Source organism: Pseudomonas sp. NFIX28 (assembly GCF_900107395.1).
Classification (GTDB): domain Bacteria; phylum Pseudomonadota; class Gammaproteobacteria; order Pseudomonadales; family Pseudomonadaceae; genus Aquipseudomonas.
Map to the genome: position 1 here is coordinate 672,231 of NZ_FNPW01000001.1, position 16,709 is coordinate 688,939.

Here is a 16,709-nt window from a genome sequence, read left to right on the forward strand (position 1 = left end):
CTTGTTGTTCTTGCGCCGGGCGCTTTACAGGCTACTGCACAGATGGCCGCCATCGACCACGATCTCGGCGCCGCTCATGGCTCGCCCGGCATCGCTGGCGAGCAGCAGCAAGGCGCCGTCCAGGTCGGCCGGCTGGCTGAAGCGCCGACTGGGGATACGCGAGCGCAACTTCTCCCCGGCTTCGCTGGCCAGGAATGCCTCGTTCAGATCGGTCATCACGTACCCTGGCGCCAGGGCGTTCACACGGATGCCATGGCGCGCCAGCTCCAGGGCCATGGCACGGGTCAGGTGCGCCAGGCCAGCCTTGGCCGCGAGATAGGGGCCGACGGCGCTGGCCACGCGGCTGGCGAGGATCGAGGTGACATTGATCAGGCTGCCGCCCTGCCCCGCAGCGACCATCCGCCGGGCGCTTTCCTGGGCCACTGTCCAGGCGCCCTTGAGGTTGGTGTCCAGCACGCGGTCCCAGCTTTCATCGTCGCAATCGAGCCAGGGCTGGCTGTCGCTCACCCCCGCGTTGTTGACCAGCACATCCAGCGGGCCCGCGGCGTCGAGCACCCGGCACACATCGTCACGGCAGGTCACATCGAGGGCAAAGGCCCGGGCGCGACCACCGGCCAGCTCGATGGATTCGACCAGGCTCTGTAATGGCGCCAGGCGCCTGGCGGTCACTACCACCTCGGCACCCGCCGCGGCCAGGGTCATGGCGAAATGTCGGCCGAGGCCGCTGGAGGCGCCGGTCACCAGGGCGCGGCGCCCATCAAGGGCAAACAGTCCGGCAAGGTTCGGCTGCATCAGTGGGCTCCCAGGCGCTGGTCGAGGAGTTTCTTCGCCAGGCTCATGCGGTGCACTTCGCTCGGGCCGTCGTAGATGCGGAACGGGCGGATGTCGCGGAAGATCCGCTCGACCACGGTATCCCCGGTCACCCCGCGCCCGCCGAGGACTTGCACGCATCGATCGACCACCCGCCACAGCGCTTCCGAGCTGATCACCTTGGCCATGCTCGAGTCGACATTGCCGCGCTGGCCCTGGTCGAGCACCCAGGCGCAGTGCCAGACCGCCAGGCGGACCACATGCAGGTCCATCATGTTGTCGGCCAGCATGAAGCCGACCCCCTGGTGCTCGCCCAACGGCTTGCCGAACGCATCGCGGGTGCGCGCATGGTCGCAGGCGATGTCGTGGGCACGTCGCGCGGCCCCGAGCCAGCGCATGCAGTGAGTCAGTCGCGCTGGCGCCAGGCGCACCTGGGCATAACGGAAGCCCTTGCCGATCTCGCCCAGCACATCGCTTGCCGGCACCCGCAGGTTGTCCAAGCGCAGCTGCCCGTGGCCGCCGGTGAAGCAGCTGTCCAGCGTATTCAGTTGCCGTTCGTGGATGATCCCATCGCGCTGCATGTCGGACAGGAACATGGTCGCCGTGCCGTCCTCCATGCGCGCCATGATGATAGCGAATCCGGCCCCCTCGGCCCCGGTGATCAACCATTTGTGGCCATTGATCAGGTAATCGCCGCCGTCGCGGGTAGCGGTGGTACGCAGCATCGACGGATCGGAGCCCGAGCCAGGTGCCGGTTCGGTCATGGCGAAACACGAGCGGACACGTCCCTGGACCAATGGACGCAGCCAGCGGTCCTTCTGCGCTTCGGTGGCCACCACATCCATCAAGTGGATATTGCCTTCGTCCGGGGCGTGGATGTTCAGTGCGACGGGCCCCAGGGGCGAATAACCGGCCTCTTCGAAGACGATTGCCTTGGCCACATGGCTCAGGCCCAGGCCACCCATTTCACGACTGGCGTGAGGCGTCAGCAGCCCCACCGCCTGTGCGCGGGCCTGCAGGTCCCGACGCAGGGCGTCGCTGGGGCCGTGGGCATCCTGGCGGGGGTCGTTCTCGAACGGGATGACCTGTTCGGCGATGAAATCGCGGGTCTTGGCCTGCAATGCAAGCAGTTCTTCCGGCAGGGTGAAATTCATGTCTGTCCTTCTTGGCTCTGGTCGGTCCGGGAAATAAGGTAGGTGTCGCCGCGCTCAGGGCATGGCCTTGGGGTTGCTGATCGCCAGCCGGGCGAGGGTCACCTGGCGCAAGGCGTCTATCAGGGTGCGCCGGCGCTGCGGGTCGTCATGGCGTCCCTGGCGAATGTCGCGGGCCAATTGACGGCGGATCTCCTGCAAGGGCGCGCCCGCCCCGTCGACCAGGACGGCCAGATGCGCCTTCTCCTGGCTGCAGGTGCGTGCTTGCAGGCGACTTTCGCGGGCAGCGATGGCCATGGCATTGGCGATCATCAGCGCCGGGTAACGCAGCTCCCCGGCCAGCGCGGGCAGCACCTGCTCCAGCAAGGTCAGGCGGGCGATCTCGAGTAGTTCGTGAGCGTGCGGCTGGGTCATGGCGCATCTCCACCGGTCATGTTCAAGATGTCGAGTTCGAGCTCCGGCAGCAGGCGCGCGGTCAGTGCCAGTTCGAGGGAAGGCTCTTCGCCGGACAGATGGCGCTGCCCTTGCTGCAGGGCGATCACCGCCCAGCGCAGGGTCGCCATGACCTGCCAGAAATGCAGCTGGCTGGGCTCGATACGCAGGGAGGACACCTCGTGGTAGCCGCGCAGGAAGTCCTCCAGCAGGCCGATCCCACCCGCTTCGAGGTCGGGACGGGTGAAGCGCCAGCAGCGGGCGGTGAACCAGCCGAGGTCCTCGCAAGGATCGCCCCAGCCGGTGAACTCCCAGTCGAGCACGGCCTCCAGCCCCTGTTCGCTGGCCAAGTAGTTGCCGGTGCGGTAGTCGCGGTGCAGCAGACAAAGGCTGCTGCTGCGCGGAGCATGCACTTCGCACCAGCGTAGGCCCCACTCCAGTACCGGATAAGCCTCGGCGAGGGTGTCAAGGTAATGGCGATAGGCACTGACGGTGGCCAGGGCTGGCGAGCCGTCCGGCACTGGCAGAAAGTCCAGCGCTGCGCACGGCGGACGCACTTGATGCAGGCGCGCCAGGTTGGCCCCGAGCTGCGTCGCCAGTCGCGCCTGGCCATTGGCTCCGGCACCCGCGCTGAGCAGACGTCCGGTAGCGACTCCCGGAAGGTACTCCATCAGGAAGAACACTCGCCCGTGAACACCCGCATCGCGGCACAGCCAGAGCGGCCGAGGCACTTTCACCCCGGCCTGGTGGACCACTTGCAGCACAGCGAACTCCTGTGCTCGGTCGAGGCTGGCCGGCAGCGCAGAGAGCGCATCGCTGCGCAACACCCAGCGTCGCGCGCCGGCCCATGGGCCGCCGTCGATCAGCAGTTCGAGCAGCCAGTTTTCCTGGATGGCGCCGCCGCTCAAGCGCTTGCGGGCCTGGATGACGACGCGCGTTGCCAAGGCATGCTCACGGATGAAATCGACCAGGCGCTGATCGTCAGTCATGGCCGCGAACGCATCGCTGGCCGGAGAAGTCGTAGGGGAACTGCTCATGAATCAATGGATCCTGCCTGCGGTTTTGAGTGGGCAGGACACCTGAGCAATGCCTGGGCCAACTCTGCAGGAATTGGCTGGAGGCCGCGCCAGATCTGGCGCCCAGCATTTTTGAACAAATGAGGGATGCGCGCCGAATTTCACATCTGCAACCAATTCGTTCACTATCGAAACATTTCATCAATGAACAGGTCCCGCCATGCACTCCCCCACCTCCCAGGTCGTCGTGCTGATCAGCCACCTGCAACGCCCCCGGCAACGCAGCCGCCTTGCCCAGGTGGTGGCCGGGCTCACGGCGGACTATCCCGACACCCACATCGAAGTACTCGACACCTCGGTGTCCGAGGCGCTGCAGACCGCCCGCGAATGGGAACAACGTGGCGCGGTCGACGTGTTCGTCTGCGCCGGGGCCACTGCCGCCTACCTGCGCAAACACCTGACTCGCCCGGTATTGACGATGCACGTCGGCGGCGATGACCTGCTGCGTGCGCTGGGACAAGCGCGTGAGCACTCCTCGCAGGTGGCCTTGCTCAGCTACAACCGCATTGACCGCAACCTTCAGGCCATGGCTGCACTGTTCACCGTGCAGGTTCACCAGGCCGCCTACTCCTCCCTCGAGGAGGCTCGCCAGGCGGTCGAGCAGGCCGCCCAGCTGGGTTGTCGCAGCATCATCGGTTCGTCGACGGTGGTGGAACTGGCGGAACAGGCAGGACTGCACGGCGTACTGTCGCTGAGCGAGGACACGGTACGCAGAGCGCTCGAGGAAGCCCTGGGCATCCTTGACAGCCAACGCATCGAAATCGCCAAACGGCGGCACTTGAATGCCGTGCTGCAACACATCCCCACCGGCGTGGCGGCGGTCGACAACCACGGCGTGGTGCAGTCGCTTAACCCCGCTCTTGCCCAACTGCTGGAGTTGCCGCTCAGCGCGGCGCTGGGCCGGCCACTACAGCAGCTGTGCCCGGAACTGGACTTGCAACAGGCGCTGCAGGACGGCAGCGGCGAGGAAAATCGGGTGATTCGGCTTGGCTCGCATGCGGTGGTCAGCAATCTGCTGCCGATCCTGGAAAACGGCCAGCGTACCGGCCTCGTGCTAACCTGCCAGGACACCACCGCGGTGCAGCGGGCGGACCAGCGCATCCGCTCCACTCGCCGCCCGGGTGCGTTCACCGCCCGCTACCGGCTCGAGCAGCTAGGCGGCAACAGCACGGCCAACCGCGAGATGCTGCAAATGGCCAAGCGTTTCGCCGCCAGCCACTCGACCATCCTGATCACCGGCGAGAGCGGCACCGGCAAGGAGTTGCTGGCCCAAGGCATCCATAACGAGAGCCCACGCTGGCAGGGACCCTTCGTCGCCATCAACTGCGCGGCGCTTCCAGAGTCGCTGCTGGAAAGCGAACTGTTCGGCTACGAGGAAGGCGCCTTCAGCGGCTCGCGCAAAGGCGGCAAGCCCGGGCTGCTCGAAGCGGCGCACCGCGGCACGCTGTTTCTCGACGAGATCGGCGACATGCCGGTGTCGTTGCAGACCCGCCTGCTACGTGTGCTGCAAGAGCGTGAGGTGCTGCGCCTGGGCAGCACCGAACCGATTGCCATTGACGTGCGCATCATCGCCGCCACTCACCAGGACCTGCGTGCCGCCATGGAGGATGGCGAGTTTCGTACCGATCTGTATTACCGGCTCAACATTCTGCGCCTGCAGACCACACCGTTGCGCGAGCGGCCGGAGGATATCGCCCTGATCTGCCAGGGGATCAGCCAGCGCCTGCTGGTTCAGGGCCAGCCGCCGGGCGCCGCGGAGATACCGACCGCCCTGCTGCCGTACCTGACACGGTATGCCTGGCCGGGCAATGTCCGGGAACTGGAGAACGTGATCGAACGCGCGATGCTTTCGGCCCGCGAACTGCTGGGCGAGCACGGCGTGAACGAGCCGTATCTGGCTCGCGTGCTACCCGAACTGGGCGAAAGCCTGCCGCCTTCACCCGCTCGGAAAAAGTCGCCACGCGAAACGGATTTGCACACGATTGGCAAGGCCGCGCAGTTACGCCACGTACGGGAGACGCTGGACAGCTGCCAGGGCAATCTCGACGAAGCCGCACGTCGCCTCGGCATCAGCCGGACCACCTTGTGGCGCCGGCTCAGGTCCGTGCAGTGAGCGAACAAAATTGGCTGAATCCATAGTCGAAATTACATCGGGCAGTGGCCTAGTGAAACCGGCCCCCATTCAGGCGAGAATGCTTGCGACCTTAAAGCTTTAATTGAATCATTACTTGATCAGATGGGATGCCATCTGTTCATGTTTCCTTCACAATAGTTACACAACAGGCAGTGTGGAATTATTTGAATGCACCTTCCGATAACCGATGAGCGTCTACTCAAAGCGTTGGCCGATGCGATTGTTGTCCACCCTCGAGCCACCTTGAAGGAACTGGCCGAAGCGGCAGGCGTCAGCAAGGCTACCCTGCACCGGTTCTGTGGAACCCGTGACAATCTGGTGAGCATGCTGGAGAGCTATGGGCAACAAGTCCTCACTCAAGTGATAGACGATGCGCAGCTGAACAGTTGCGCCCCGGTAACGGCCCTCCATCGTCTGATTGTCGAGCATCTCAAACATCGCGAGATGATGATCTTCCTGCTCTTCCAGTACCGTCCGGACTCCTTCGATGATAGCGAGGCAAATCGCTCGTGGCGGGCGTATGCGGATGCCTTGGATTCCTTCTTCCTGCGCGGTCAACAGGCAGGCGCTTTCCGCATCGACATCAGCGCTGCAATATTCACTGAAATGTTCTTGAGCATGGTGTACGGCATCGTCGATGCCGAGCGCCGCGGGCGTGCGGCCAGCGCGACGTCCGTACAGACACTGGAACTGCTCTTCCTCGAGGGCGCTTCAGCCCCCTCTCGCTAACCTGCCCTCGCCCGTCAAAAAAAGCTCACCCGCTCAAGCGTTGCAGCAATCTAAAGGGGGGGGCGGCAAATGGGACAGGCAACCGGTCCTGAGCGCGCTCCAGCCGCAAACCTCCAGAATTGGCATTTTTATTATTGGTGAGCCTGAGTCTGGTCCGTGAGACCCGAGAAAGCTTGATAAAGCGCGCCAGAAAATAGCCAATTGCGCCCCACCATCGGGCCTACATGGCGACTCGAGTCCTTTGGCCAATCGCCTGGCGGCCGGCGCCGCGATCGGGCTCGCCGGCAACAGCGGCAAGCCACGTGTGAGCACCAAGGCAGGATTGAGAAGCTGTGTTTCGAGGGGGAGACAGGCTGCGCATCAACTGAGCAATTGATCCGCGGCCTGATGCGCTTACATACGATTCGAAGGGGTTCCAACCAGAGGGATACGCTTCCCGGTTTCCAACATTTCTACCGCATCCAGTTGCTCTTCTATTTGTAGAAAACGCATGGCGGTCACTGACGACATTTTTTCAGAAACTTCATCAATATAGCGATTCAAGAGCATTTGCCGCTTTACCTGCAGGGTCTTGTAAACCTTGATCATCTTAGAAGCATCTTCATGGGTGACCGCTCCGGAGCCATAGGCCCGCGCATATTCAAGTAACAGCTCGAACGAGTCCCTGTTCAGGCCATCCATTTCATTGCGATAGCGAGCGTAGACCGGCCAGAAGACTTCGGCTTGCGCACTGTCGAGCCCCATATTGGCCTCGACCACGCGTTTGCGTTTGTAATTAATGGTCTCGATCTGGTTATTGATCTTCTCCTTGTGATCGCTCATCACCTGCTGTACCGAAGGCAGCGGCTCCTGGGCTTGCGCGGCAAAAGCGCAGCCGGCCACGAAGAAAGCGACACAAAATAGATGTCTGGACATGAGTTAACTCCTTTTGCATTGACTAAATAATGACGGTGCGATCACTGCCCGGCATCCTTGAGCGAGATCTTCGGTGCCCACTCCAGCCACTGCTCGTCGACAGCATCGAACAGGGCGAAGGTCTGCCCCTGCTTGGCCGGTTCGCCCATTTGCCCGTTGTCGGGAGTGGCGAAGGCGATTCCGCCCGCCACCATGGCCTCCAGGGACTCGGTGCGCACCGAAACGCCCTTGAACAAACCGGCCTCGATGCCGACGCCGCTGGCGTTCCAGAAGCGGCTGCCGGTACGCACCAGAGGCACATAACGCGGCTCGATAAGAATGCTGACCAGCACCCGGTCAGCCTGCGGCCCCAGGCTCATGTCGATGACCTTGCCCACCGGCATCTTGCGGTAGGTCACTGGGCTGCCGAGCTTGATCGAGCCTTTGTCCGGGGCGCTCAGGGTCAGCCGCAGGCCATTGCCGCCCGCCAAGAGATTCGGTGCTTCGGCCAGGGTCTGGAAGCGCGTCTGGCGCTCGCCCGGGCGACTGCTGGGCAAAGCCTCGATATAAGAGCCGCTGACCAGGGTGCCGAGGTTTTCCGTGCGCAGCAGGCCGAGCGCCGGGCGCACTACCCAGAAACGCGTGCCGCTGCGAGCGAATGGTTCGCCGTTGGCCCCGAGGCGCGCCTTGAGCAGCGCGCCGGACAGGTCGGCTTTCAAATCAATGCGCTCGACCTTGCCGATCAGCAGTCCCTTGAAACGAATCGGCGTGCCTTCGCGCAGCCCTTCGGCATCCTCGACGCTCAGCTGGATTTCCACTCCCCGGGCCATGGCGGCCTCTTCGCTGTCGTAGAGGGCGAAACGTCGCTCCTTGCCGGAGGTCGGTGCTTTCGGGTCCGGGGTGTCGAAGGAGATCCCGCCATTGATCAGGGTCTGCAACGACTCGCTCTTGACCTTCAGCCCGGTCAAATCACCGCTCAGCGTCACACCGCTGGCGTTCCAGAAGCGCGTGGAGCTGTTCACCAGGCGCGTGAACTCGGGCTCGATATGCACCCCGATCATGACCCGCTGGTTGTCCGCCGACAGCTGGTAGCTCTGCACGCTGCCGACGCGGATCTGCCGATAAAGAACCGGCGCGCCGACCTCGACCGAGCCACGCCGATCACTGGTCAGTATCAGGTGCAGGCCTGGCACGTTCATGTCCATGGGCGGTGCCTTGGAGAGGACGCTGAACTCCCGCCGCGGCACTCCGCTCTTGGCGAAACGCACGGCGATGTAATTGCCCTTGACCAGGGCGTCCAGGCCGGTGATCCCGGCCAGCGAGATATTCGGTTTCACGGTCCAGAACTCGGTGCCCTCCAGCAGCAGGGCTTCGACCCGCGGGTCCATCGCCAGCTCGGCGGTGGCGCCGCTGAAGTCCTGGTTCATGTCGACGTTCTTGACCAGGCCGACTTGCACGCCGTTGTACATGACTTGCGTTTGCCCCGGCTGAATGTCGCTCAGGTCCTTCATCTTCAGCGTCACCCGCAGGCCAACCTGGGCCGCGTCATAGTCCTCGTACAGACGGAAGGGCTTGCTGGTGTCCGTGGGCGGGCTGTCGCGATGGTTGTCCGGGGTCGCGAAGGAAATGCCGCCGGCGGCCAGGGTCAGCAGCGATTCACTGCGCACCTTGAACCCCGACAAGCCGCCGGAGATCGAGATCCCGCTGGCGTTCCAGAAACGCGTGTGCTTGCGCACCAGGTCCGCATAGGTCGGCTCGATGTGCACCCTGATCTCGATGGTGCGCTGGTCCTCGCCAAGCTGGAAACTCTTCACCTGGCCCACCAGGATCTGCTTGTAGAACACCGGGCTGCCCTGCTCCAGGGAGCCCAGGCGCTCGGCCTTGAGGGTGATGTGCAAGCCCGGAACCTTCTCCGACATCGGCGGCGGTTCCTTCAAGGCCGTGAAGGAGCGAACCCCTTGATCGCCTTTATCGCCCTTCGCCGGATCCACCGCGATGTAGACCCCGGAGACCAGGGTCTCCAGGCCGGTGACGCCGGCCAGGGAGACCCGCGGTTTGACCAGCCAGAAGTGGGTATCTTCATTCAGATACTTCTCGGTTTCCTTGGTCATTTCGATGGAGGCGAGTACGCCCTTGATGTCGTCGCTGACATTCAGCTCCACCACCTTGCCGACCGAGATGCCCTTGTACAACACCTCGGTCTTCTTGGCCTGGATACCATCGCCGCTCTCGAAGCGGACCTGGATGATCGGGCCGGCCTCGTCGTAGGCGCGCCAGGCCAGCCAGGCACCGATGACCAGGGCCAACAGGGGCAGGATCCAGATCGCCGACCAGTTGGAGGTCGGGTGTTTTTTCGGGACAGGCAGGTCACTCATTTTCATTGTCCAAGTGGGTGTTGTCCCATATCAGCCGGGGATCAAAAGTCACTGCGGCCAGCATGGTCAGTACCACCACGCTGGCAAAGGCGGCGGCGCCGAGGTTGGCCTCGATGCGCGCCAGGTTGCCGAAGTTCACCAGCGCCACCAGGATGGCGATGACGAAGATGTCGAGCATCGACCAGCGCCCCACCCATTCGATGAAGCGGTACATGATGATCCGCTGGCGGGCGGACATCGGTTGCTGTCGCTGCACCGAATAGAGCAGCAGCGCGATCCCCACCAGCTTGAAGGTGGGCACCACGATACTGGCCACGAACACCACCAGGGCGATGGGGATCATCCCCAGCTGCAGCAGGCTGACCACCCCGCTCATGATAGTGGCCGGCGCCCCCTTGCCGAAGACGCTGACGGTCATGATCGGCAGCAGGTTGGCCGGGATGTAGAGCAGCATTGCCGTGATCAGCAAGGCCCAGGTGCGCCGGATACTGTCGGGGCGACGCACATGCAACAGCGCCTGGCAACGACTGCAGCGCGCAGGCTGTCGGTCGTCGACGGGGTTGAGTTGATGGCATTCGCCGCAGACCTGGATACCGGCATCGATCGCACGCATTCAGGGCTTCGCCTGGCGTAGCGCCGGTTGCGACTCTTGGTGGTCCGGCCAACCACCGCCCAGGGCGCGGAACAAGTCCACCAGGGCGATCTGTCGCTGGGTGCTGACCTCGATAAAAGCGGTTTCGTTGATGAAGCGGGTACGCTGGGCATCCAGGTAGCGCAGGTGGCTGTCGATACCCCCCTCGTAGCGGGCCTTGGCCAGTTTCAGCGACTCCTCGCTGGTGTCCGCCAGGGCGCGCCGTGCCGCTTCTTCGCGGCGCAGGGTGTCGCTGGCCGCCAGGGCGTCCGCTACCTCGCGAAAAGCGGTCTGCACCGTGGCCTCATAGGCGGCGACGGCGGAGTCCTTGCGCGCCTCGGCCAGGCTCAGGTTGGCGCTGTTGCGCCCACCGTCGAAGATTGGCAGCGACAGGGTCGGCACAAAGCTCCAGGAGCGTGAACCGCCATCGAACAGGCCGGACATTTGCGCGCTGGAGGTGCCCAGGCTGCCGGTCAGGCTGATGCGCGGGAAGAACGCCGCCCGCGCCGCGCCGATATCGGCATTGCGCGCCTGCAGCCGGTGTTCGGCGGCCAGGATGTCCGGACGCCGCTCGATCAGGCTCGACGGCGACCCGGCGACTATGTCTTGCACCAGCCGCGGCCGCTCCTGGCGCGGTTCGCCGATGGATTTCGCGGCGTCCGCACTGCCCAGCAGCAGCACCAGGGCGTTGAACGCCTGTTGCTGCTGGCGCAGGTTGCTTTCCTGGTCGGCCCGGGACTGCTCCACCAGTCCCAGGGCTTCCTGGTAGTCCAGGGCACCGGCCGTGCCCACCGCGCGCTGGCGGCTGATCAGGGCGAAGGAGTATTCGCGGCTGACCAGGGTCTGCTGGGTCAGCTCCAGGCGCCGCTGGGCGCCGTCGAGCTGCAGGTAGGCCTGGCTGACCTCGGCGATCAGGGCGATGCGCGCCGCGCGCGCCGCCTCCTCGGTGGCCAGGTACTGCTGCAGTGCCGCATCGCTGAGGCTCTTGACCCGGCCGAACAGGTCCAGTTCGTATTCCGGCAAGGCCAGGCCCACTTGATAGGTGCTGGCGACCCCGGCCTGGCCATTGCTGGCCAGATCGGCCGGCAGGCGCTGGCGGTTGCCCGAGGCCGCGGCGTTCAGCCCCGGCACCCGGTCGGCGCGCTGGATACGGTACAAGGCACGGGCCTGCTCGATATCCAGAAGGGTCTGGCGCAGCGAACGGTTGTTGTCCAGGGCGATGCCCACCAGCTGGCGCAGCTGGGGGTCGAGGATAAACCCCTGCCAGTCCAACTCGCCAACACGCGGCCCCGACTCCGTGGCCGGCAGATTCCAACTGTCGGTCACCGGCGCTTCGGGACGCTGGTAAGTCGGCGCCAGGGAGCAACCGCCCAGGGCCAGCAACAGTGACAGGGAAAGACTTCTTATAGGCATGCGCATCACTCCTGGCCCTCGGCAGCGTGCTCGAGCACCGCGGGTTTACTGCGCAGCAGCGACAGCACCCAGACAAAACAGATAGGTACGAAGATCACCCCGAGCAGCGTCGCGCTGAGCATCCCGCCGATCACCCCGGTGCCGATGGCGCGCTGGCTCGCAGCGCCGGCGCCGGTGGCCAGGGCCAGCGGCACCACGCCGAGGATGAAGGCCATGGAGGTCATGACGATCGGTCGGAAGCGCAGGCGCGCGGCCTCGATGGCGGCGTCACGCAGGCTGTAGCCCTTCTCCCAGAGTTCCTTGGCGAACTCGACGATAAGGATCGCGTTCTTCGCCGACAGGCCGATGATGGTGATCAGGCCAACCTTGAAGTACAGGTCGTTGGGCATGCCCACCAGGGTCACCGCGAGCACTGCGCCCACCGCGCCGATCGGCACGATCAGCATGACCGACAGCGGGATCGACCAGCTCTCGTACAGCGCCACCAGCAGCATGAACACCACCAGGATGGCCAGGGCGAACAGCGCCGTGGCCTGGCCGCTGGAGACCTTTTCCTGGTAGGACAGGCCGGTCCACTCGTAGCCGATGCCGGCCGGCAGCTGCGCCGCCAGGCGCTCCATCTCGGCCATGGCCTGGCCGGTACTGAAACCGGGGCCGGCGTCACCGATGATGCGGATCGACGGATAGCCGTTGTAGCGCACCAGTTGCACCGGGCCCTCTTCCCACTGGGTGGTGACGAAGGCACTGAAGGGCACCTGCTCGCCCCGGTCGTTGGGCGCGTAAAGCTTGAGCACGCTTTCAGGGGTCATGCGTTCGCCCTGCTCGGCCTGGATCACCACCCGTTGCTGGCGCCCGGCATTGGTGAAGTCGTTGATCACATCGGAACCAAAAGCCGCGGACAGGGTGCTGCCGATGGTCCTGAAGCTCACCCCCAGGGCACGGGCTTTCTCGCGGTCGATCTGCAGGCGCAACTGCGGCGCTTCGGCCAGGCCTTCCATCATCGCGTAGAAGAACATCGGGTTGCCGTAGGTCTGGGCCAGCAAGGTATCGCGGGCTTGCAGCAGGGCCTCGCGGCCCAGGCCGCCACGGTCCATCAGGCGCAGGGCGAAACCGCCGGAGTTGCCCAGGCCATTGATCGGCGGTGGCGACACCGCCATGACGGTGCCGTCGTCGGGCACGGCGAAATGCTCGTTCAGCGCCGCCACTTCCGCCGCGGCCGACTGCTGCGCATCCCGCTCGGACCAGTCCTTGAAGGTCGGGAAAGCCAGCGCCGCATTGTCGCCCTGGCCGGAAAAGCTGAAGCCCGAGATCACGAATGCCGAGGATACTGCCTCGCGGGACTTGAGGTAGGTCTCCAGTTGTTCGCCGGTGGCGTTGGTGCGCACGCGGCTGGCGCCCGGCGGCAGTTGCACGTCGACCACCATGTAGCCCAGGTCTTCGGTGGGCACGAAGGCTTCCGGCAGACGCAGGTAGCTGTAGCCGAGCATGGCGACAATGCCGCCATAGACCAGCATGAAGCGCCCGGAGCGTTTGACCAGCGCGCTGTTGAACAGCGAATAGCGCTCGGTCAGCCGGGCAAAACCGCGGTTGAAGGCGCCGAAGAACCCGCGTTTCTCGTGATGTCCTTGGGGAATCGGCTTGAGCAGCGTGGCGCACAGCGCCGGGGTGAAGGTCAGGGCCAGGAAGCCGGAGAACAGGATGGATACCGCCAGCGATACCGAGAACTGTTGGTAGATCACCCCCACCGAACCGGACATGAACGCCAGCGGCAGGAACACGGCCGACAGCACCAGGGTGATACCGACGATCGCACCAGACACCTGCTGCATCGCCTTGATGGTGGCATCGACCGGCGACAGGCCCTCCTCGGCCATGATCCGCTCGACGTTCTCCACCACCACGATGGCATCGTCCACCAGGATGCCGATGGCCAGCACCATGCCGAACATGGTCATCATGTTCACCGAGAAGCCCAGCAGGTACATCACCATCAGCGTACCCAGCAGGCACACTGGCACCACGATCGACGGGATCAGGGTGTAGCGTACGTTCTGCAAGAACAGGAACATCACCAGGAACACCAGGACCATGGCTTCGATCAGGGTATGGATCACTTTCTCGATGGCCACGTCGACGAAACGCGAGGTGTCGTAGGGCACCGAATACTGCACGTCCTCGGGGAAGAACGCCGAGAGTTCGGCCAGGCGCTGTTTGACCAACTCTGCGGTCTGGATGGCGTTGGCCCCCGGCGACAGCTGGATCGCCCCGCCAACTGCCGGAGTGCCGTTGAGGCGCGAGGAAATGTTGTAGTTTTCCTGGCCCAGTTCCAGACGCGCGACGTCAGCGAGCTTGACCGAGGAGCCGTCCTGGTTGGCCCGCAGGACGATCTGGCCGAACTCCTGCGGATTGTCCAGGATGCCCTTGACCGCCAGGGTCGCGGTCAGTTCCTGGGCGCTGCTGCCCGGCGTACTGCCAAAGGCACCGGCGGGCACCTGCACGTTCTGCTCGCGGATAGCGTTGCTCACGTCCTCGATGGACAGGCCGTAGCCCACCAGCTTCTGTGGGTCGATCCAGACCCGCATCGCCGCTTCCGATGAGAAGAACTGCAGCTTGCCGACCCCCGGCAGGCGCCGCAGTTCGTTGTTGATATTGCGCGCGGCATAGTCGCCCAGGGCCGTGGTGTCGGCGTGCTGGGTGCCGTCCTTGTAGTTCAGGGCGTAGATCAGCAGGAAGCCGGCGCTGCTCTGCTCCACTTGCAGGCCCTGGGTCAGCACGGCCTGAGGCATGCGCGCCTCGGCTTTCTTCAGGCGGTTCTGCACGTCCACCTGGGCCAGGTCCGGATCGACACCCGGTTCGAAGGTAACGACGATTTCGGCGGTACCGTTGGAGTTGTTGGTGGACTCGAAATACAGCAAGCCCTTGGCGCCGTTGAGCGACTCCTCGAGCACGCTGGTGACCGACTCCACCAGGACCTTGGCCGAAGCACCTGGGTAGGTGGCGGTTACTGTTATCTGCGGTGGCGCCACGTTGGGGTACTGGGCTACCGGCAGCTTGGAAATAACCAGCATGCCGGCCAGGGAAATGAACAGTGCGACGACCCAGGCGAAGTTGGGGCGCTTGATGAAAAATTGCGACATCGAAAAATCCTCGCGGCGATTGCGCCCTTACTGTTGTGACCCGGAGGCTGTGGCCAGGGCACTCTTGGGCTCGACCTTGGCCCCTGGCTGCAGGCCGGCCAGGCCGCTGACGATCACCCGATCACCGACCTTCAGGCCGTCACGGATCTGCCAGCGGGCGCCCTGCATGGCGCCGGTCTGCACCGGACGCTGTTGGGCCCGGCCCTCGCCGTCCATCACCAGCACCGAGGCGCTGCCGTCGGGACTGCGCAGCACCGCTCGCTGCGGCACCAGGATCGCCTGGCTGTCGGTGCCCTGGGGGGTGCGCACCCGCACATACATGCCCGGCAGCAGGTTGCCGTCGCGGTTGTCGAACTGACCGCGCAGGGCCACCTGGCCGGTGCCCGGATTCACCGCCACATCGGTGAACAGCAACGAGCCCTGGCGCTCGTAGGAGGTGCCTTCGATGCGCACCGACAAGCCCTGCTGTGCATCGGCCGCGAGGGTGCCGTTCTTCAAGGCTTCACGCAGGCGCAGGGCATCGGCCGCTGGCTGGGTGAAATCCACATACACCGGATCCAGTTGCTGGATGCGCACCATCAGGGTGGCGTCGCCCTGTCCTACCAGCGCGCCTTCGGTGACCAGCGCCCGGCCCACGCGCCCGGAAATCGGCGCGGTGACCGAGGCGTAGCCCAGGTTCAGGCGCGCGGTCTGCAAGTCGGCCTCGGCAGAGCGGGTGGCCGCCTGGGTACGACGCAGCTCGGCGGTGGCGCTGTCGTAGTCCTGCTGGCTCACGGCTTCGATCTTCACCAGCGGCGCATAGCGCTTGACCCGTGCCTGGGCTTCCAGCATCCCGGACTGGGCCCGGGCCAGCTCGCCCTCGGCCCGCGCCACGGCGGCCTTGAACGGCGCCGGGTCGATCTGGAACAACAGATCGCCGGCCTTGACGTCGGCCCCTTCGACAAACCGCTTGTGCAGGACGATGCCTGCCACCCGGGCACGCACCTGCGCCACCCGCACCGGCTCGACCCGGCCCGGCAGTTCCGAGACAAGGGCCAAAGGCTCGCTGGTCACCGCCAGCACTTCAACCGGACGCGCCACTTCCACTGTGCTGCTCTGCTCACTCGCCGGGCCACACCCGGCCAATGCGATGGCTACTGCCAGTGACCCTGCCATTCCTACTGCACGCAAATTGCCCATGACTCACCCGAAGCTTGATTGAGAATGCCGCGGATGATACTTTCGAATCGATTTTGAGTCAAATATGTCTCATATGATCATATTAAGAACAAGTGGATACATAAAAACCTCAGCGCTCAACCCATGCATTCAGACTCACTTGGAACCTAGCGATGTCTCTGCCCCCCCATGACGAACGACTCATCAAGGCACTGGCTGCGGTCATTGTCGACCGCCCACGAGCCACTCTTAAGGAACTCGCGGAAGCTGTAGGCACGAGCCGAACTACCTTGCACCGTTTTTATGGGACTCGCGATAACCTGCTAAAGATGCTTGAAGCGCATGGCAGAAACATTCTCAACCAAATAATCGAAACCACTTGTTTATCTGGCGCTACACCTCAGGAAGCATTGCACAACCTGATCAAAGAGCATCTTGCTCATCGAGAGCTGCTCATCTTTATCGTCTTTCAGAGTCGCCCCGACTTTCCCAACCCCAAAGACGACGGAGCCCGCTGGCAGTCTTATCTTGATGCATTGGATAGTTTTTTCTTGCGTGGACAATGCATGGGGGCATTTCGTATCGACATCACCGCTGCAGTATTTACAGAACTATTCATTGCTCTGGTATATGGCTTGGCTGATGCCGAGCGGCGCGGACGAGCAGCAAGCTCCAACTCCGCCAAAATATTGGGGCAAATGTTCCTGCATGGTGCCACTCCAATGCGCAGCTGAAATGGCGGATCGACATGGACGAGATAGAGCTTGTC

The 16,709-nt window shown here is 64.0% G+C and carries 13 protein-coding genes; 3 read left to right on the plus strand and 10 right to left on the minus strand.

Annotation, left to right across the window (positions count from 1 at the left end; translation table 11 throughout):
* Window positions 1-24 precede the first annotated feature (24 nt).
* Genes BLV20_RS02950 through BLV20_RS02965 form a run of 4 tightly spaced genes read right to left on the minus strand, consistent with a single transcriptional unit; the run spans window position 25 to window position 3,430 of the window.
* Complete coding sequence (locus BLV20_RS02950) at window positions 25-792, minus strand: SDR family NAD(P)-dependent oxidoreductase (protein WP_053261188.1); 768 nt, start codon at window positions 790-792, stop codon at window positions 25-27.
* The gene (locus tag BLV20_RS02955; protein WP_092296712.1) at window positions 792-1,964 is read right to left on the minus strand and encodes an acyl-CoA dehydrogenase family protein; all 1,173 of its coding nucleotides are present in this window, start codon (window positions 1,962-1,964) and stop codon (window positions 792-794) included. Before BLV20_RS02955 ends, BLV20_RS02950 begins: the two co-directional genes overlap by 1 nt.
* Window positions 1,965-2,018: 54 nt before the next feature.
* Complete coding sequence (locus BLV20_RS02960; protein ID WP_053261186.1) at window positions 2,019-2,375, minus strand: DUF6285 domain-containing protein; 357 nt, start codon at window positions 2,373-2,375, stop codon at window positions 2,019-2,021.
* Window positions 2,372-3,430, minus strand: a complete 1,059-nt coding sequence (locus BLV20_RS02965) for a phosphotransferase family protein (RefSeq protein WP_092296715.1) — start codon at window positions 3,428-3,430, stop codon at window positions 2,372-2,374. The genes BLV20_RS02960 and BLV20_RS02965 overlap by 4 nt, the downstream gene beginning before the upstream one ends.
* A 199-nt stretch (window positions 3,431-3,629) precedes the next feature.
* On the opposite strand from BLV20_RS02965, the gene prpR reads away from it, so the two are divergent.
* The gene (gene prpR, locus BLV20_RS02970) at window positions 3,630-5,582 is read left to right on the plus strand and encodes a propionate catabolism operon regulatory protein PrpR (RefSeq protein ID WP_053261184.1); all 1,953 of its coding nucleotides are present in this window, start codon (window positions 3,630-3,632) and stop codon (window positions 5,580-5,582) included.
* 189 nt (window positions 5,583-5,771) lie between these two features.
* On the plus strand, window positions 5,772-6,332 hold the full coding sequence (locus BLV20_RS02975; protein WP_053261183.1) for a TetR/AcrR family transcriptional regulator: 561 nt from the start codon (window positions 5,772-5,774) through the stop codon (window positions 6,330-6,332).
* A gap of 393 nt (window positions 6,333-6,725) precedes the next feature.
* Here BLV20_RS02975 and BLV20_RS02980 read toward each other — a convergent pair whose 3' ends face one another.
* The 6 genes from BLV20_RS02980 to BLV20_RS03005 are packed head-to-tail and all read right to left on the minus strand — an operon-like array spanning window position 6,726 to window position 15,961.
* Window positions 6,726-7,247, minus strand: coding sequence for a hypothetical protein (locus BLV20_RS02980; RefSeq protein ID WP_053261182.1), 522 nt, complete (start codon window positions 7,245-7,247; stop codon window positions 6,726-6,728).
* Between the two features lie 41 nt (window positions 7,248-7,288).
* Window positions 7,289-9,601, minus strand: coding sequence for a PqiB family protein (locus tag BLV20_RS02985; RefSeq protein ID WP_092296718.1), 2,313 nt, complete (start codon window positions 9,599-9,601; stop codon window positions 7,289-7,291).
* Window positions 9,594-10,214: a paraquat-inducible protein A gene (locus BLV20_RS02990; RefSeq protein WP_092296720.1), complete on the minus strand. Its 621-nt coding sequence runs from the start codon at window positions 10,212-10,214 to the stop codon at window positions 9,594-9,596. Before BLV20_RS02990 ends, BLV20_RS02985 begins: the two co-directional genes overlap by 8 nt.
* Window positions 10,215-11,645, minus strand: a complete 1,431-nt coding sequence (locus BLV20_RS02995; RefSeq protein WP_371914287.1) for an efflux transporter outer membrane subunit — start codon at window positions 11,643-11,645, stop codon at window positions 10,215-10,217.
* A gap of 5 nt (window positions 11,646-11,650) precedes the next feature.
* Complete coding sequence (locus BLV20_RS03000; RefSeq protein WP_092296726.1) at window positions 11,651-14,782, minus strand: efflux RND transporter permease subunit; 3,132 nt, start codon at window positions 14,780-14,782, stop codon at window positions 11,651-11,653.
* A 27-nt stretch (window positions 14,783-14,809) separates the two neighbouring features.
* A complete protein-coding gene (locus BLV20_RS03005; RefSeq protein WP_092296729.1) occupies window positions 14,810-15,961 on the minus strand; it encodes a MexC family multidrug efflux RND transporter periplasmic adaptor subunit in 1,152 nt (383 codons plus the stop codon).
* 152 nt (window positions 15,962-16,113) lie between these two features.
* Here BLV20_RS03005 and BLV20_RS03010 point away from each other — a divergent pair, with 152 nt between their 5' ends.
* Window positions 16,114-16,674 (plus strand): AsnC family protein, encoded by a 561-nt coding sequence (locus tag BLV20_RS03010; protein ID WP_053261176.1) that lies wholly within the window; start codon window positions 16,114-16,116, stop codon window positions 16,672-16,674.
* The last annotated feature ends 35 nt before the right edge of the window (window positions 16,675-16,709 follow it).

What these genes read in the sequence shown, in the direction of transcription:
- BLV20_RS02990 (WP_092296720.1), bottom strand. Translation starts at nt 10,214, where the DNA reads ATGCGTGCGATCGATGCCGGTATCCAGGTCTGCGGCGAATGCCATCAA.
- BLV20_RS02960 (WP_053261186.1), bottom strand. Translation starts at nt 2,375, where the DNA reads ATGACCCAGCCGCACGCTCACGAACTACTCGAGATCGCCCGCCTGACC.
- BLV20_RS02985 (WP_092296718.1), bottom strand. Translation starts at nt 9,601, where the DNA reads ATGAGTGACCTGCCTGTCCCGAAAAAACACCCGACCTCCAACTGGTCG.
- BLV20_RS02995 (WP_371914287.1), bottom strand. Translation starts at nt 11,645, where the DNA reads ATGCCTATAAGAAGTCTTTCCCTGTCACTGTTGCTGGCCCTGGGCGGT.
- BLV20_RS02980 (WP_053261182.1), bottom strand. Translation starts at nt 7,247, where the DNA reads ATGTCCAGACATCTATTTTGTGTCGCTTTCTTCGTGGCCGGCTGCGCT.
- BLV20_RS02950 (WP_053261188.1), bottom strand. Translation starts at nt 792, where the DNA reads ATGCAGCCGAACCTTGCCGGACTGTTTGCCCTTGATGGGCGCCGCGCC.
- BLV20_RS03005 (WP_092296729.1), bottom strand. Translation starts at nt 15,961, where the DNA reads ATGGGCAATTTGCGTGCAGTAGGAATGGCAGGGTCACTGGCAGTAGCC.
- BLV20_RS03000 (WP_092296726.1), bottom strand. Translation starts at nt 14,782, where the DNA reads ATGTCGCAATTTTTCATCAAGCGCCCCAACTTCGCCTGGGTCGTCGCA.
- BLV20_RS02955 (WP_092296712.1), bottom strand. Translation starts at nt 1,964, where the DNA reads ATGAATTTCACCCTGCCGGAAGAACTGCTTGCATTGCAGGCCAAGACC.
- BLV20_RS03010 (WP_053261176.1), top strand. Translation starts at nt 16,114, where the DNA reads ATGTCTCTGCCCCCCCATGACGAACGACTCATCAAGGCACTGGCTGCG.
- BLV20_RS02975 (WP_053261183.1), top strand. Translation starts at nt 5,772, where the DNA reads ATGCACCTTCCGATAACCGATGAGCGTCTACTCAAAGCGTTGGCCGAT.
- prpR (WP_053261184.1), top strand. Translation starts at nt 3,630, where the DNA reads ATGCACTCCCCCACCTCCCAGGTCGTCGTGCTGATCAGCCACCTGCAA.
- BLV20_RS02965 (WP_092296715.1), bottom strand. Translation starts at nt 3,430, where the DNA reads ATGAGCAGTTCCCCTACGACTTCTCCGGCCAGCGATGCGTTCGCGGCC.